Annotated in this window: 16 protein-coding genes; 12 read left to right on the top strand and 4 right to left on the bottom strand. The window is 64.3% G+C overall.

Features of this window, described 5'->3' with window-relative positions:
• Positions 1-134 precede the first annotated feature (134 nt).
• From serS to KFF05_10560, 4 genes are read left to right on the top strand one after another with little or no spacing between them, the layout of a single operon-like run.
• Entirely contained in the window at positions 135-1,409 is a 1,275-nt protein-coding gene (serS, locus tag KFF05_10575; GenBank protein UTW50409.1) for a serine--tRNA ligase, read from the top strand.
• Complete coding sequence (gene surE, locus KFF05_10570) at positions 1,406-2,188, top strand: 5'/3'-nucleotidase SurE (GenBank protein UTW50408.1); 783 nt, start codon at positions 1,406-1,408, stop codon at positions 2,186-2,188. Before serS ends, surE begins: the two co-directional genes overlap by 4 nt.
• A complete protein-coding gene (locus tag KFF05_10565; GenBank protein UTW50407.1) occupies positions 2,185-2,859 on the top strand; it encodes a protein-L-isoaspartate(D-aspartate) O-methyltransferase in 675 nt (224 codons plus the stop codon). Before surE ends, KFF05_10565 begins: the two co-directional genes overlap by 4 nt.
• Before the next feature lie 20 nt (positions 2,860-2,879).
• A complete protein-coding gene (locus KFF05_10560; protein UTW50406.1) occupies positions 2,880-3,920 on the top strand; it encodes a LysM peptidoglycan-binding domain-containing M23 family metallopeptidase in 1,041 nt (346 codons plus the stop codon).
• A gap of 2 nt (positions 3,921-3,922) precedes the next feature.
• Here the strand turns inward: KFF05_10560 and KFF05_10555 are convergent, their stop codons facing one another.
• On the bottom strand, positions 3,923-4,114 hold the full coding sequence (locus KFF05_10555) for a hypothetical protein (GenBank protein UTW50405.1): 192 nt from the start codon (positions 4,112-4,114) through the stop codon (positions 3,923-3,925).
• Positions 4,115-4,239: 125 nt separating this feature from the next.
• A complete protein-coding gene (locus KFF05_10550; GenBank protein ID UTW50404.1) occupies positions 4,240-5,097 on the bottom strand; it encodes an ATP-binding protein in 858 nt (285 codons plus the stop codon).
• A 200-nt stretch (positions 5,098-5,297) separates the two neighbouring features.
• On the opposite strand from KFF05_10550, the gene yajC reads away from it, so the two are divergent.
• The 5 genes from yajC to KFF05_10525 all read left to right on the top strand — a co-directional run bounded on the left by yajC (position 5,298) and on the right by KFF05_10525 (position 9,566).
• Complete coding sequence (yajC, locus tag KFF05_10545) at positions 5,298-5,729, top strand: preprotein translocase subunit YajC (protein ID UTW50403.1); 432 nt, start codon at positions 5,298-5,300, stop codon at positions 5,727-5,729.
• A 56-nt stretch (positions 5,730-5,785) separates the two neighbouring features.
• Positions 5,786-7,369 (top strand): protein translocase subunit SecD, encoded by a 1,584-nt coding sequence (secD, locus tag KFF05_10540; protein UTW50402.1) that lies wholly within the window; start codon positions 5,786-5,788, stop codon positions 7,367-7,369.
• Between the two features lie 21 nt (positions 7,370-7,390).
• Positions 7,391-8,326: a protein translocase subunit SecF gene (gene secF, locus KFF05_10535; GenBank protein ID UTW50401.1), complete on the top strand. Its 936-nt coding sequence runs from the start codon at positions 7,391-7,393 to the stop codon at positions 8,324-8,326.
• A gap of 15 nt (positions 8,327-8,341) precedes the next feature.
• Positions 8,342-8,740 carry an Mth938-like domain-containing protein gene (locus KFF05_10530; GenBank protein UTW50400.1) on the top strand — a complete coding sequence of 133 codons (399 nt, stop codon included), beginning with the start codon at positions 8,342-8,344 and terminating at the stop codon, positions 8,738-8,740.
• Positions 8,741-8,897: 157 nt separating this feature from the next.
• On the top strand, positions 8,898-9,566 hold the full coding sequence (locus tag KFF05_10525; GenBank protein UTW50399.1) for a hypothetical protein: 669 nt from the start codon (positions 8,898-8,900) through the stop codon (positions 9,564-9,566).
• Positions 9,567-10,114: 548 nt separating this feature from the next.
• Here KFF05_10525 and KFF05_10520 read toward each other — a convergent pair.
• Complete coding sequence (locus KFF05_10520; GenBank protein UTW50398.1) at positions 10,115-10,720, bottom strand: urate hydroxylase PuuD; 606 nt, start codon at positions 10,718-10,720, stop codon at positions 10,115-10,117.
• 227 nt (positions 10,721-10,947) lie between these two features.
• On the opposite strand from KFF05_10520, the gene KFF05_10515 reads away from it, so the two are divergent.
• Together KFF05_10515 and KFF05_10510 are read left to right on the top strand one after the other, a co-directional pair.
• Complete coding sequence (locus KFF05_10515) at positions 10,948-11,829, top strand: squalene/phytoene synthase family protein (GenBank protein UTW50397.1); 882 nt, start codon at positions 10,948-10,950, stop codon at positions 11,827-11,829.
• 28 nt (positions 11,830-11,857) lie between these two features.
• Entirely contained in the window at positions 11,858-13,381 is a 1,524-nt protein-coding gene (locus KFF05_10510; protein ID UTW50396.1) for a hypothetical protein, read from the top strand.
• Here the strand turns inward: KFF05_10510 and trmFO are convergent.
• Complete coding sequence (gene trmFO, locus KFF05_10505; protein ID UTW50395.1) at positions 13,353-14,732, bottom strand: methylenetetrahydrofolate--tRNA-(uracil(54)-C(5))-methyltransferase (FADH(2)-oxidizing) TrmFO; 1,380 nt, start codon at positions 14,730-14,732, stop codon at positions 13,353-13,355. The genes KFF05_10510 and trmFO overlap by 29 nt on opposite strands.
• Positions 14,733-14,891: 159 nt before the next feature.
• Between trmFO and KFF05_10500 the strand changes: the two genes are divergently transcribed.
• Positions 14,892-16,277 (top strand): pentapeptide repeat-containing protein, encoded by a 1,386-nt coding sequence (locus KFF05_10500; protein ID UTW50394.1) that lies wholly within the window; start codon positions 14,892-14,894, stop codon positions 16,275-16,277.
• Positions 16,278-16,295: the final 18 nt, after the last annotated feature.

Genomic DNA, 16,295 nt, shown 5'->3' with positions numbered 1-16,295 from the left:
CCCCGTTCATAAACGCCCCGCCACCCCTGGACGGGGCCGGTTCGCCCGCCTATAAGTGCGCGATTGAACAGGGCTGCCCGACGGCGTCGGTACCTGTTCCGCCGTCCCGTCAACGACACCCCGAAGAGACCGCGATGTTCGACATCAAATGGATCCGTGAAAACCCCGACGCTTTCGATGCGGGGCTCGCGCGCCGGGGGCTTCCGCCCGCCGCCGAAGGGCTGATCGCGCTTGATAAAAAGCGCCGCACGGCCGAAACCCGGGCCCAGGAAATTCAGACCGAACGCAACGCCCTGTCCAAGCAGATCGGCATCGCCAAGTCGAAGGGTGAGGACGCTTCGGAGATCCTGGCCAAAGTGTCGCAGTCCAAGGACGCCCAGGCCGCCGCCGAGGCCGAGGCCAAGGAGGCGGAGCAGGTGTTGGAAGACGCCCTGTCCGGCATCCCCAACCTGCCGGCGGTGGACGTGCCCGATGGCGCGGATGAAAGCGCCAACATTGAAATCCGCAAATGGGGTGAGCCCAAGGCCTTTGATTTCGAGGCCCGAGACCATGTCGACCTGGGCGAAGGCCTGGGCCATATGGATTTCGAGAACGCGGCAAAGCTGTCCGGTTCGCGCTTCGTCGTGCTGTCCGGGCCCCTGGCGCGGCTGGAACGCGCCATCGCCAACTTCATGCTGGACACCCATATCAACGAGCATGGCCTGACGGAAGTCGCCCCGCCGACCCTGGTCAACGACGCCACCATGTACGGCACGGGCCAATTGCCCAAGTTCGCCGAGGATTTGTTCCATACCGATGATGGTTACTGGTTGATCCCGACGGCCGAAGTGCCCCTGACCAACCTGATGGCGGGCGAGATCGTCGATGATGATCGGCTGCCCTTCCGCTATGCGGCGCTGACCGACTGTTATCGCTCCGAAGCGGGGGCCGCCGGCAAGGACACCCGCGGCATGATCCGCCAGCACCAGTTCAAGAAGGTCGAGATGGTGACCATCTCGGCGCCCGAATCCTCCGACGACGAGTTGGAGCGCATGACCGGCTGCGCCGAAGCGGTGCTGCAGAAGCTGGGCCTGCCTTACCGCGTCGTGGTGCTGTCCACGGGCGATATGGGGTTCGGGGCCCGCAAGACCTACGACATCGAAATCTGGCTGCCGGGGCAGGGGGCATACCGGGAAATCTCCAGTTGCTCCAACTGCGGTGATTTCCAGGCCCGGCGCATGAAGGCGCGTTGCCGTGTGAAGGGCGAGAAGGGGACGCGCTTCGTGCATACCCTGAACGGTTCCGGCGTCGCCGTCGGCCGCGCCATGATCGGTGTGCTGGAAAATTACCAGCAGGCCGACGGCTCGATCACCGTGCCGGATGTTCTGCGGCCCTACATGGGCGGGCTTGAGGTCATCGGAAAAGCATGACCCGCCGCCACATTGATCTGAGCCAGGCCCGGGTGCTCATATCCAACGACGACGGCGTCCATGCGCCGGGCATCAAGGTTTTGGAAAAGGCGGTGCGCGCCGTGGCCCGCGAGGTCTGGGTCGTCGCGCCAGAAACGGAACAGTCGGCGACCAGCCATTCCCTGACTCTGCGCCGCCCGTTGCGCATCCGCAACGTGTCTGACGGACGCTTCGCCGTGGACGGCACGCCGACGGACAGCGTGCTTCTGGGCGTCAACCGGGTGATGAAGGACCTGCGCCCCGATATCGTCATGTCCGGGGTCAACCGGGGCGGCAACCTGGGCGAGGACGTGCATTATTCGGGCACCGTGGCGGCGGCCATGGAAGGGGCGCTGTTGGGTATTCCCTCCGTCGCCTTTTCCCAGGAATACGACGACAACCGCAACGTGATCTGGGAAACCTCGGAATTCTGGATGCCGAAAATTCTCGAACGTCTGGCCGGTTACGACTTTGATCCGGCGATCCTGCTGAACGTGAATATTCCCGACTGCCCGCCCGGAGAGGTTACCGGGATGGAGGTCACGCGCCAGGGCCGGCGCAAGATCGGCGGCGAGATTCAGGATGGCCGCGACCCTCGGGGCGACGCCTACTACTGGGTCGGTGTGCAGCGCGATGAGGAAAAATTCCAGGAAGGCACGGACCTGGACGCTTGCCGGCGCAAGGTGATTTCCGTGACGCCTCTGAGCCTCGACCTGACGGCGGGGCGGGAGCTTGAACGCCTGAGCGAGGTCTTCCCATGAACCGGCTCCGCCCCGCGCTTGAGGAGGCCCTGGCGGCGGAGCGTGAGGAACTGCTGGAAAGCCTGCGCCGTTTGGGCGTCGCCGACGAACGGGTGCTGGAAGCCATCGGCCGGGTGCCGCGCGAACAGTTCGTACCCGAAGCCTTTCAGGACCGGGCCTACCGCAACCTGGCCCTGCCGATCGGCCATCAGCAGACCATCAGCCAGCCCTGGGTGGTTGCACGCATGACCGAGGCGCTGGAGGTCACGGACCGTACCAAGGTGCTGGAGGTCGGCACCGGCTGCGGCTACCAGTCGGTGGTGCTGTCGCTGCTGTGCCGCCGGCTCTATACGATCGAGCGCCATAAGGGGTTGAAGGACGAGGCCGAACGCCGGTTCCGCCACTTCGGCCTGACCAACATCACCACGCATCTGGGTGACGGCTCCCTCGGTTGGCCGGAGCAGGCGCCGTTCGAGCGCATCATCGTCACCGCCGCGGCCGAGGACATTCCGCCTGTGCTGCTGTCGCAACTGGCCGAGGGCGGGATCATGATCGTGCCGGTCGGCAGCCAGGCCAGCGACGGGGAACAACGCCTGTATCGGGTCGACAAGGGGCCCTTGGGCCTGGAGATCGAGGATATGGGCGAAGTCCGCTTCGTGCCCCTGGTGGCGGGCGTCGCCGCACCGGCGTGACAGCGGGCATGAGGATGCGAATGACCGGAAGCTGGCGCGAAATCGGGAAGGTGGGAACGGCGGCAGTGCTGTTGTGGACGCTTGCCGCCTGTGGCGCTGCCGAATGGCCGCCCCGCAGCGAGACGACAGCGGCGGCCCCGCGTGCCCCGGCATCGGCCGCGCCCCGCGCCGTCCAAAGCCCGGAGACCCGTCGCCGCACGGGCGGGGATTTGACCTTCGTCGGGGCCTCGGCCGTGCGTGTCGGCCCGGGCGATACGCTTTACGCCATTTCGCGCCGCCATCGCGTCGGCCTGCGTCCCCTGATCGAGGCCAATGGTCTGGAGCCGCCCTTCATCCTGCAGGTCAATCAGCGCCTGGTTCTGCCGCGCGGGCGTCAGCACACGGTTTCCGCAGGGGAAACAGTCTACGCCATCGCCCAGAAATACGATGTCGAGCCCAACGAACTGGCGCGCATCAACGGCATCCGTCCGCCCTATACGATCCGCGTGGGCGAGGATCTGCTGATCCCGACCGGCACCCTGCAATCGGTCAAGGCCCCCCATCGTCCGGAACCGGGCCAGGCGGCCCCCCAGGGCGGTACCCCGTCATCCATCCAGGTGACGCCACCGCACCGGCCCAAGGCACCGGCGGCCGTGGCCAACCGTGCCTTGCCGGGGCCGCCCAAACGCAGCGGCAGCGGCTTCTACTGGCCTGTTTCCGGGGGGCGGGTGATTTCGCGTTTCGGGGTCAAGCAGAGCGGCCTGCGCAACGACGGCATCAACATCAAAGCGCCCCGGGGCACGCCCGTGGTGGCCACGGAAAACGGCGTTGTCGCCTATGTGGGGAACGAGTTGCGCGGGTTCGGCAATCTGGTTCTGATCAAGCATGACGGTGGTTGGATTTCCGCCTATGCCCATACGGACCAGCTGGCCGTGGCCAAGGGCGACCGGGTGCGCCGGGGGCAGAAAATCGCGACCGTGGGCGACACCGGCGGGGTGGCGGAACCGCAGCTTCATTTCGAGTTGCGAAAGAACAAGCGCGCGGTCAATCCGCAGCAGTTCCTGTCGTCAAAGCCGGCCTGATTTCAGGATTCGATCTTCCGCTTGGCCTGGGCGAGAAGCTCTCGCGCCATGTCTTCCTGGCCTTTCTCGGCCGCCAGCCAAGCCTGCTCTATCATGTGTTTGACGGAAGGCGGCAGGCCCGCGACATCGTGGGCCATCTGTTTCAGGTGCGCGATGCTGGCTTGCCAGTCGTCATCATCTGACGGTCCCGCCATAACACGTATTCCCCCTTACCAAGCAACCACTTAGCATAGCACAAACGGCGTGCCCGGCCAGTTCCCGTATTTATTGAATACGGCGTAATGGTTGCAAGAATGTCACGGGGGCGATGACGCCGCGGCTATTCCAGGGTTTTGCCCAGGCGTCCGGCCAGGTTTTGGATGTATTGCCAGGCGACACGGCCGGAGCGCGAGCCCCGGGTCACGGCCCATTCGTTGGCTTCGCGGCGCAGATCGACATCCGGGCCGTCCAGGCCATAGCGCTTGGCATAGCCTTCGACGATCTGGAAATAAGTTTGCTGATCCAGGTTATGAAAGCCCAGCCACAGGCCGAAACGGTCCGAGAGGGAGACCTTTTCCTCGACCGCCTCGCCAGGGTTGATGGCGGTGGAGCGTTCGTTCTCGATCATGTCGCGCGAGATCAGGTGGCGGCGGTTGGACGTGGCGTAGAACAGCACGTTTTCGGGCCGTCCTTCGATGCCGCCGTCAAGCACTGCCTTCAAGGATTTGTAGGACGTATCCTCGGTATCGAAGCTGAGATCGTCGCAGAACACCAGGCAGCGCCGCCCGCCGGCGCGCACGACCGACAGCAGGGCGGGCAGGGAGGGAATATCCTCGCGGTGGATTTCCACCAGCACGAGGGAACCCGGCTGTTCCGCGTTGATTTCCGCGTGCAGCGCCTTGACCAGTGAGCTTTTCCCCGTGCCGCGCGCGCCCCACAACAAGGCGTTGTTGGCGGGCAGGCCTTTGGCGAAACGCTGGGTGTTGTCCGTCAACTGCTGAACCTGCATGTCGATGCCGCGCAACAGGCCCATTTCGACCCGGTTGACCTTGGGCACGGGCTCCAGCCATGAGGTGTCGGCGTGCCAGACGAAAGCGTCTGCGACGGACATGTCGTTTTCGGGGACGGGCGGCGGGGCGAGACGGTCCAGCGCATCGGCGATGCGGTCGAGGACCTTGTACATATCGATATCGGTCATGGCGGCGGAAATTAGGCCGGAGAGCGCAAGGCGTCAATCGTCTGCGTGCCGCCGCAGGCGATGGGCAAAAATTCGCCGGTTTGCGTTTGCATCGCGCGGTCTTGCGGTTATAGTCCCGCGCACCCAAATAAGACGACCGGTTTCCGGGTATTTTAAGAACCGCCCCCGACGGTAAATGCGGGGGGAATGAGGAGATAAGCATGTTGATTTCGCCCGCGTATGCCCAGGCAGCCGGTGGCGGTGGTGGTGGCGGCATTGAGGCGTTCCTGCCCCTGATCCTGATCTTCGTGATCTTTTACTTCCTGCTGATTCGTCCGCAGCAGAAGAAGATGAAGGAACACAAGCTCATGCTCGAAGCCGTTCGGCGCGGCGACAAGGTCGTCACGGGTGGCGGCATCATGGGCACGGTGACCAAGGTCAACGAAGGTGACGAGGTGATTGTTGAAATCGCCGAGGGCATCAAGGTCAAGGTGCGCAAGAGCACGCTGGCCTCGGTCGAAAGCAAGTCCGAGCCCCAGGCCGATTCCGGCAAGACCGTCGACAAGGGTGACGCCGCCAACGACGAAGGCGCCGCCAAGAAGAAGCCGGGCGGCCTGCGCGGCCTGCTGGGCGGCGGCAAGAAGGACGGTTGATCCCTTGCCCCTGGTCTTCGTTTCGTCCCATTCCTGACACGTCCGGTTAAGCACCCATGGTCTATTTCCCCAAGTGGAAGGTTGCGTTGGTCCTGGTGGTCTGCCTGCTGGGTGTGGCCTATTCCCTGCCCAACTTCCTGCCTAAATCGCTGACTGAATCGCTGCCCGGCGGATTGCCGAGCCAGCAGGTCAACCTGGGCCTGGATTTGCAGGGCGGCTCACACCTGCTGCTGGAGGTCGAGGTCGACGAGGTCATCAGGCAGTACCTGGAAGGCATCGCCGAAAGTGCGCGCGCCGAGCTGCGCACCGCGCGTATCCGCGCCCGCACCCTGGGCGTCGACGGCAATACGGTGGTCGTTACCATCGCCAAGGCGGATGAGGTCGAGAAGGCGCGCAACCTTCTGAAGCCGATCGAGCCGGGCGCACAGATCAGCGTCGACGGTGAGCGCATCACCATCACGCCCCTGGAGCAGACCTTGTTGGAGCGGCGCTCGTCCGCCCTGCAGCAGTCCGTGGAAATCCTGCGCCGCCGTATCGACGAAACCGGCACGCGCGAGCCGACGATTCAGCGCCAGGGCGACAATCGGGTGCTGGTCCAGGTGCCGGGTCTGAAAGACCCGGAACGCCTGAAGGCGATCATCGGCAAGACGGCCAAGCTGACGTTCCAACTGGTCGATATGGAAAATTCCGTGGCCGAGGCCCGCGAGCGCGGCCGCGTGCCGCCGGGCAGTGTGCTGCTGCAGGCGACTGAGGAAGACCGCGCCGTCGGCCGTCAGGACGCCTATCTGGTCAAGCGCCGGGTGCTGGTGTCGGGCGAGGACCTGGTCGACGCCCACCAAAGCTTTGAACAGCGCACCAATCAACCGGTCGTGGGATTTCGCCTGAATGCCCGCGGGGCCAAGAAATTCGGCGACGTGACGACCAAGAACGTGGGCCGGCCTTTCGCCATCGTGCTGGACAACAAGGTCATCAGCGCGCCGGTGATCCGCGAGCCGATCATCACCGGCAGCGGCCAGATTTCCGGCTCCTTCACCGTGCAGTCGGCCCAGGATTTGGCCCTTCTGCTGCGCGCGGGCGCCCTTCCGGCGCCGATTTCGATCCTTGAGGAACGCACGGTCGGCGCCAGCCTGGGCGCGGACAGCATCGCCGCCGGGGAAACCGCCTGCATCGTCGGTCTGATCGCGGTGATCGTCTTCATGGTCATCGCCTATGGCAAATTCGGCGTGATGGCCAATGTGGCGCTGATCTTCAACCTGCTGCTGATCCTGGCGGTTCTGTCGGTGATCCAGGCGACGCTGACGCTGCCCGGCATCGCCGGGATCGTGCTGACCGTCGGCATGGCGGTCGACGCCAACGTGCTGATATTCGAACGCATCCGAGAAGAAGTGCGCGCCGGGCGCACGCCGATCAGCGCCATCGACGCCGGCTACAGCCGGGCGCTGACCACCATCATCGATGCCAACGTGACCACGCTGATCGCCGCCGTTCTGCTCTACGCCTTCGGGTCCGGGCCGGTGCGGGGCTTCGCCGTGACGCTCGCCGTCGGCATCGCGACTTCCATGTTCACTGCGATCATGGTCACCCGCCTGATGGTCGTCGCCTGGTTGCGTCGCACGCGGCCACAGGAATTGCCGGTCTAGGCGCCGGGTAGGATAAAGATCATGCGTCTGCTCAAGCTTGTCCCCGACGACATCAACATTCCCTTCATGTCGTTCCGCAAGGTGTTCCTGACGATGTCGGCCCTGGCCGTCGCGATGTCGCTGGCCCTGGTGTTCGTCAAGGGGATGAATTTCGGCATCGATTTCCAGGGCGGTATCCTGATCGAGGTGCGCATGCCGCAGGCCGCCAATCTGAGCCAGATGCGCGGACAATTGGGCGCGCTCGGCCTGGGTGAGGTCAGCCTGCAGGAATTCGGCAACCCGGCCGACGTGTTGATCCGCATCGGCGCGCAGGATGGCGACGCGACGGCGCAGCAGGCCGCCGTTGCCGCCGTGAAAGATGCACTTGGGGCCGGTGTCGATTACCGTCGCGTGGAATTCGTCGGGCCCAAGGTGTCGTCGGAACTGCTGCTGGACGGCGTGTTGGCCGTGGTCGTGGCGATCATCGCCATGTTGATCTACATCTGGCTGCGCTTCGAATGGCAGTTCGGCCTGGGGGCGGTCATGGCGTTGACCCACGACGTGTTCCTGACGCTCGGCATGTTTTCCCTTCTGGGTCTTGAATTCAACCTGTCGACGGTGGCCGCCGTGCTGACCATCGCCGGGTATTCGATTAACGACACGGTGGTCGTGTTCGACCGCATCCGCGAGGATTTGCGCAAGTACAAGACCAAGCCGGTGCCCGATCTTTTGAATGACTCGATCAACGCGACCCTGTCCCGCACCCTGATGACGTCCCTGACCACCCTGGTGGCGCTGTTGGCGTTGTTTTTCCTGGGCGGGGAGGTGATCCGCGATTTCTCCTTCGCGATGATCTTCGGTATCCTGGTCGGTACCTATTCGTCGATCTGCGTCGCCTCGCCGTTGTTGCTTTATACCAACGTGGCCGCCCGCGCCCGCGGCACCGGCGACGCCAAGGAGGCGGCGGAAACGCCGTAAGCGAAGACCTGATCCATGCCCGGACTTGACGTCACGCCCCTGGTTCCCGCCGGCCGGAAGATCATCCAGGCCTACGGAGACGGGCGGTTCCGGGTCGCCGGCGAAGCCTTCGATACCTCTATCCTGATCTGGCCCGACCGCTGTGTGGCGTGGGACGCGCGCACCATCGCCGACCTGGACGTCGACGCCTTGCATCTGGCCATGACCGGGCCGGATGCCCCCGAGCCCCATGCGGAAATTCTCATCATCGGCTGTGGTGCGGCATTTTTGGCGCCGCCCAAGGGCCTGCGCCAGGATCTGCGCGCGCTCGGCATCGCCGTGGAATGGATGGATACGGGGGCGGCCTGCCGCACCTTCAATGTTCTTCTGGGCGAGGATCGCCGCGCCGCGGCGGCCATTTTGGCCGTCGATTGACGGGCATCAGGACGGCTTTCCTTTATATACCGGTTTCTGTATAATAAAGGCCTTCCAGAAGGATATTCCGACTCCCAGAACGGGAAAACGATCCAGAAGGACCGCTCCATTACGGGGCCGTGCAAAGAAGATGACAGACGTAACCAAAGTGGGGGGCGTGGCCTCCCAGCTCGCAAACCGTCCTGTTCCTCCCTCGAAAAGCACCGATAAATCGGCTGCGCCCGGCGATGATACCAAAGCCGGCGACGCCAAGGGTGCGTCCGCAACCTTCAACCTGCCCAGCGCGATTTCCGGTGGGGAGACAAAGGAGGTTTCGGCGGCGGAGGCGCTCAAGACGGTGTTCGCCAGCCTGAGCAAGGCATTTTCCGAGGCTGAGGACAACCCTCCGGCCTCTGGCGCCGCGCTCGAAGCCCTGCTGTCCGACCTCAAGGTCGCAGCTCCCTTCCTTGACCGCGTGTTGGCGGCCCGCAAAAGCGAGCTGACCGCCGCCGGTGACACGGAAGGGCTGAAGACCTTGGACTCCACCCTGGCCGAAGCCGAGGCATCGCTTGCCGACGCCCGTGCCCAGCTTGAAGGCGTGGCGGACGCGGTGCCGGACGAAGAGGTGGTCGAAGACCCGGCGGTAACGGCGGCATTGAACGCCATTCTTGGCGAGGGGCGGGACATTCCCGCGTTCTCCGCTGAAGAATTGCGTGAAGGCCGCAAGGAATTCGTCGCCCTGGTGTTCGACGACATCGCCGATTCCATCGGCCGCCACCGCAGTGCCGGCGTGCAGACGGCGTCCTATACGCTGGGCGCTTTCGGCGGAGCCAACCTGACGGCCTAACCGGCAAACGTTCTTGTTTGTTGATCGCGGCCGCACCCCCCGGGTGCGGAGCGATTTCGTGCGTCCGGGTGATGGGATGGCGGGTGGTCAGCTTTGAGCCAACAGCGGACTTACTTCCGGGGCAGCCGCTTAACCGCTTCGCTCCACTCTTTCAGCATCGTCCTAGCGATCAAAAGGGTTGCGAAGATAAATGGAAAAGTCGCCAAGCTGATTGCCACTGCGACGAAATTAAGCAGTCGCTGGGAATCGCTATTTGACCTTGCCACTGTCTCGACGAGGAATATCCCTGACACTATGTAAGCGCCCAGCAAAAAATAGACGCGATAGCTTTTTGTACGCAGCCACTTTTCGTACTGTCGATAAAGGCGCGTGACCCAAAGTGATAAAGCGTAAAACACGTCCACCCCCTATCATTGGGTTAGCATCATAACAACTAGCCCAACAAAACAAACGGATGTCCGTTTCGGGTCAATTTCAGACGGCTCAGACCAAACGAAAACGGGGCCGCCAATGGCAGCCCCGCTTCACGTCGGTATTCTATTATCGGCTTAGAACACGTTCTGCGCCGACACCATGGCGTAGAGCATGGGGATCGAAAGCAGCGTGTTTGTGCGCGAGAACAGCATGGCCGTGCGACCCGCCGCGGCCTTTTCGTCGGCCGTGGCATCGACGATGCCCAGGGCCTTCTTCTGGTTCGGCCAGATCACGAACCACACGTTGAACCACATGATGATGCCGAGCCACATGCCGATGCCGATGGCGGTCGACTTGGCGACCCCACCCTGCAGACCCAGGGTCATGGCATCAACCAGGTAGCCATTCATGCCGGCCAGGATCAGGCCGGTGACGATGGTCGCCATGGCGCCCCAGCGGAACCAGAACAGGGCCGCCGGTGCGATGACCTTGCCGATGGCCGGTTTCTGTTCGTCCGGAATTTTGCCCATGTTCGGGATCTGGACGAAGTTGAAATACCACAGCAGGCCGATCCACATGACGCCGGACAGCACGTGCAGCCAGCGGAACAGGAACGCGAACCAGGCATGTCCGCCCGGTTGACCTTCGCCGGTGACACCGGCGACGGCAAGAACCATGAGAATGGTGAGAATGAAACCGGCGATCACCGTGTTTCGTAAGCTTGACAGGATAGCGGCCATTGTCCGATCCCTCCTTCGACTTGTTTGTCTATTAACCCCAATAAACCCGGCGGTCGGGCTGAAAGCCCCAATAAACCCGCCCGCATGTCACGGAATATAAAGCCTGACAGGGTTCCATCAATGATATTCCTCGTTCTCAATTCCGATTAGAGGCATATATCAAGGCCCACCGCGCCTTGCGCGGCCCATCCCACAACGCCCGGAAACGGGAGAAATTCACGTTCATCATGGCAAATAACGCCGAATCATCGACCGGAATCCCCACCCCGGAGGCCCTGGCGCCGGTCATGGCGGACCTGCGCCGCGACGACCGCGACCGTTATCTGACGGCTCTTTTGGCGCCGCCGGAAGCCCGCGAAGGCCTGATCGCGCTCTACGGTTTCAACCTGGAAATTGCCCGTGTGCGGGAAACCGTATCCGAGGAACTGATCGGGCGCATGCGCCTGCAGTGGTGGCGCGACCGTCTGGACGACATCTATGCGGGCACGCCGCCCAAGCACCCCGTGGCCGAACCGCTTGCCTGGGCCGTCGCCCGCTTCGCCGTGCCCCGGGACGCGCTGGAAGACCTGATCGCCGCCCGCGAGGATGATCTTGCGGGCGCGGCACCGGCGGATCTGGCGGCGCTTGAAGATTTCGCCCAGCGGACGGCCGCCCCGGTGGTGTCCCTGGCCCTGCGCGTATTGGGGCAGGACAGCGGTCCTGCCGCGGCGGCGGCGGCGGACGTCGCCATGGCCCAGGCCCTGACCGGTATTCTGCGGGCCGTGCCCTTTCACCTACGGGCCGGGGTGGTGCGCCTGCCCGGCGACCTGTGCCGCACGGCGGGATTGGATCTGGACCGTTTGCGTGACCGTGGCCCCACGGGGCAGGAGAACGCACTTTCCGACGTCGTCGCCCGCGTCGCGGCGCGGGCCAGGGATGCCTTGGCATCCGCGCGCCGTCATCGGGTGCCGCGTCGGGCCCTGCCGGCGCTGTTGCCGGCACGTCTGGCGGCCCGCGACTTGAAACGCCTGACGCAGGCCGGGTTCGATCCATTTGCTGGATCGGTGATGCGGGTGGACGGTCTGCGCCCGTTGGTCTTGCTGATGGCCCGCATCGGCGGGAAATTCTAGGTCGCTGGATCGGGTTCGGGGCAGGGGCATGAACGAGGGCAGCCAAGCGGAAGAGGTTCGGCGGATTCTGGAGCGTGCGCAGTTCTACCTGGACTGCGGCCTGAAGGCGGACGCGGTCCGCCATCTTGAGAACGGGTTGGTGCTGGTTCCTGATGATGCCGCTATCCAGGCCGCCCTTGCCGGTCTCCGCCCGCAGCCTGCTAAGCCGGGCCGGGTGTTCGACATCAAACCGAAACGCCAACCCATGGCAGGTGATGATGATCTTACCGCTGTCTTTGCCGCGGCCTATCGGGACCGGGACTGGGCCGGGGCGGCCGACGCGGCGCGGGCCCTGACCCAGGCCCGGCCGGACGATGCCCGGGCCTGGAACTCATTGGCGGTGGTGGCCCGCAGGCGCGGCAATTTTGATGTGGCCCTGGATGCGCACGATCGGGCCGTCGCCTTGAGCCCGGCGGCGCCCGGGGCGGCTTTGGCCCGCGCCAAGACGCTGTGGGAAGCCGGCCGCCTGGAAGAGGCCGACGCCGCCTACGGGGCGCAACTGTCAAAGCTGGACGAGGGCGGGGCGCAGTATGCCGACGCCAGAATGTCCCAAGGCATGATCCGCATGACACTGGGCGGTCCTGCCGCCGGGATCGAGGATTACGAGTGGCGTTGGCGGGCCGGGCAGATCGCGCTGCCTGATGTGGCGCAGCCTTACTGGGACGGCACGCCCCAACCGGATAAGCGCATTCTGTTTTACGGCGAACAGGGGTTCGGCGACGCCATCCAGTTCGCCCGCTATGTGCCGCTGATCGCGGCGCGATGTGCCCGCGTGGTCATGCCCTGCAAGCCGGAAATCCGGCGCCTGATGGAAACGCTTCCCGGCGCGCCCGAGGTCTGCGGCGAGAAGATCGCCCGGGATTCGTTCGACCTGTACGTCCCGGCCGTGTCCGCCATGCGGTTGTTCGGCGCGGGCGTCGATGCTTTGCCCCGTGACGTGCCTTACCTGCGCGCGGCGCAGGAGGATATCGCGCGCCTGCGCCCGCGGATCGGGCGCGGCGGGGGACTGCATATCGGCATCGCCTGGACCGGCAGCCCGACCAACGGCGGCGATTGGAAGCGGGCCATTGATCCGGCCCTGTTCGGGGGTCTGGCGCGGGTGTCGGGCGTGACGCTCTACAGTCTGCAGAAGGTCCGGGACGATACGCCGGGGGCTTTTCGCAATCCGCCCGAAGGAACGGTCGATCTTACCCCCATGCTGAACGATTTCGCCGACACGGCGGCGGCCATCGCCTGTCTCGACCTGGTGATCTCGGCCGATACCTCCGTCGCCCATCTGGCGGGGGCGCTGGCGAAGCCGGTCTGGGTGATGCTGCCCAAGGTTCCTGACTGGCGCTGGATGCTCGGCCGTGACGACAGTCCCTGGTATCCGACCATGCGGCTGTATCGACAGGATACCTTCGGCGATTGGCCGGGCGTCATGGCGCGGGTCACGGCGGACTTGGCGATGTTTGAACCGAAGGATCGGAAAAAGGCCAGAGGGCTTACTCGGCTGCTGCCTTGGCGCCGCTGATCCAGGCGTCAAGGTCGGCGAGTGCCCGTTCCGACAGCTTGATCTTGCGGTCGCGGCCGCGCGGGCGCTGCTTTTTCGGCAGATCGTCGGTGTCCAGCGGCGGGAACAGGCCGAAGTTGGCGTTCATGGGCTGGAATGTATCGGCCTCGGCACCGACGGTGATGTGGTTCAGCAACGCGCCGATGGAGGTTGTGGCCGGCGGCAGGGCAGGGGCGGCCCCCTGATGGTCGGCGGCGGCGAAGCGCCCGGCCAGCAGGCCGATGCCGGCACTTTCCACATAGCCCTCGCAACCCGTGATCTGCCCGGCGAAGCGCAGGCGCGGCTGCGTCTTCAGGCGGAGCGCCGGGTCCAGCAGCCGGGGCGAGTTGATGAAGGTATTGCGGTGAATGCCGCCCAAACGCGCGAATTCGGCGTTTGCCAGCCCCGGAATGGTGCGGAACACGCGGATTTGTTCGCCGTAAGTCAGCTTGGTCTGGAATCCGACCATGTTGTAGAGGGTGCCCAGGGCATTGTCCTGGCGCAACTGGACCACGGCGGCAAGGCGCGTGTCCGGCGCATTGGGGTTGGTCAGGCCGACGGGCTTCATGGGGCCGAAGGACAGGGTCTTGGGCCCCCGTTCGGCCATCACCTCGATGGGCAGGCAGCCCTCGAAATAAGGCGTGTCCTTTTCCCATTCCTTGAACTCGTGCTTTTCGGCGTCCAACAGGGCCGCAATGAAGGCATCGTACTGATCGCGATCCATCGGCAGGTTGATGTAGTCCTTGCCATCGCCCTTATCGTAGCGGCTTTGGAACCAGGCGATGTCGAAGTCGATGGAGTCTTTGTGCACGATGGGGGCGATGGCGTCGAAGAAGGCCAACTGATCCTGGCCCGTCAGGTCGCAGATCGCCTGTGACAGGCCGGGCGAGGTGAGGGGGCCGGTGGCGATGATGACGCTCGCCCAGTCCTCGGGCGGCAGGCCGTCGATCTCACCACGCTCGATGGTGACCAGGGGCTCGGCCTCCAAGGCCTGGGTCACGGCGGCGGCAAAGCCGTCGCGGTCGACGGCCAGCGCCGCGCCCGCCGGCACGCGGTGGCGGTCCGCCATTGCGATGATGAGCGAGCCCAGCCGCCGCATTTCTTCGTGCAGCAGACCGACCGCATTGGTCTCATGGTCGTCGGAGCGGAATGAATTGGAGCACACCAGTTCGGCCAGGTCCTGGGTCTTGTGGGCGTCCGTCGCGCGGTCGGGGCGCATTTCATGGAGGACCACGGGCACGCCGGCGCGGGCAAGCTGCCAGGCGGCTTCCGAGCCGGCCAGTCCGCCGCCGATCACATGGACCGGAGCGTTATTTGCGGGGGATGTCGTCATGGCCCTTAGATAGACGTAAAAGGCGGTAGGAGCAATCTTGGCGATGTGCCAATGTTACCGGTCATGACGGACGTTTACCCTTCGTTTATCATGGGTTTTTTATAGTCCCGGGCCGGGGAGGCACGGGCTGCCGCGCCGGACCAAGGGAGTAGGATATCTATGTCGTTGCAGAAGACGCGGGATTTCGGCGACCACACGTGGAAGAAGCTGTCGCAGCAGGAACTCGACGTGATTCTCGACAAGCACATGCTGTTCGCCAACGGCCGGACCGGCGGCGAGCGGGCGACGCTGTCCATGCACGATCTAAGCTACCTCGATCTGTCGCGGCGCAACCTGGCGCGCATCGAATGCGCGGGGACCCTGTTTTGCCATTGCGATCTGTCTGACACCAATCTGGAAGGTGCGGTTCTGTTTGCCGCCGACATGCGCTTCACCAACCTGAAACGCACGGTGCTGGACAAGGCGGATATCCGGGGCGCCTGTCTGGCCGGCTCGAACCTTGAGGGGGCGTCGCTGGTCGATGCCGACATGCGCGACGGCATCCTGTTGAAGCCGCAGAAAGGCGGCGGCGATCTGATCCAGGTCGTTCACGAGGACGCCACCGGCGGCCTGGAAAAGGCCAATCTGCGCGGCGCCAACATGACCGGGGCCAAGGTTTCCGATTCCATGATCGTGCAGACCGACATGACGGACTGCATCCTGCGTCACGCCAAATTCATCCGCACCAACCTGTCGCTGTCGAACCTGACCGGCTGCGACCTGGAGGGCGCCGATTTCACCGACGCCAACCTGTCCGGTGCGATCTTTCATGGTGCTGTGTTCAACAACACCAACCTGTCCAATGCCGATCTGTCGGGGGCCGACCTTGTCGGGGCGATCTTCGACAACATGGATCTGACCAAGGTCAATCTGGATGTCGCCTATCTGGCCAAGCGCATCGAGGACATGGACGTCAGCCTGCAGGAAGCCATCCTGATGCATGCGCGCTGGGTTGATTCCAACGGCTCCGAAGGGCAGCGGGCGGTGTTTTCCAAGACAGACCTGACGGACAAGGACCTGTCCGGGGTCAATCTCGCGGCATCGGATTTTTCCTTCGCGATTTTACAGCGCACGGATTTCTCTCGGTCTGAGTTGTTGATGGCCGATCTGTCCTTTGCCGACCTGCGCAAGGCCAATCTGGCGCGCTCCGACCTGCGCGGCGCCAAGCTGAGCCGCGCCAACCTGGCCGGGGCCAATATGGTCGGTGCGCTGTTGGGCGAGATCGTCATTTCGACCAAGGCCCAGGGTGGAAAGGTACGCGCCAACCTGGACCACGCGATCTTGCGTGACGCCCAGATGAACGGCGCCGACCTGCGCAACGCGGATCTGGAATCGGCCGACCTACGTGGCGCCGATCTGCGCGATGCCGACCTGCGTGGCGCCAGCTTGCTGGATGCGGACCTGACGAATGCGGACCTGCGCGGTGCAAATCTGTCCGGCGCCGACAAGCGGGGCGCGGTGGGACTGCCCAGCGACATGGTCAGGGAAGACGACGTTATCGATTGATCCGCCCGCCACGAGCCC

The organism is bacterium SCSIO 12827 (assembly GCA_024397995.1).
Lineage (GTDB): Bacteria > Pseudomonadota > Alphaproteobacteria > Rhodospirillales > Casp-alpha2 > UBA1479.
This window is presented reverse-complemented; position numbering and strand designations above follow the sequence as displayed.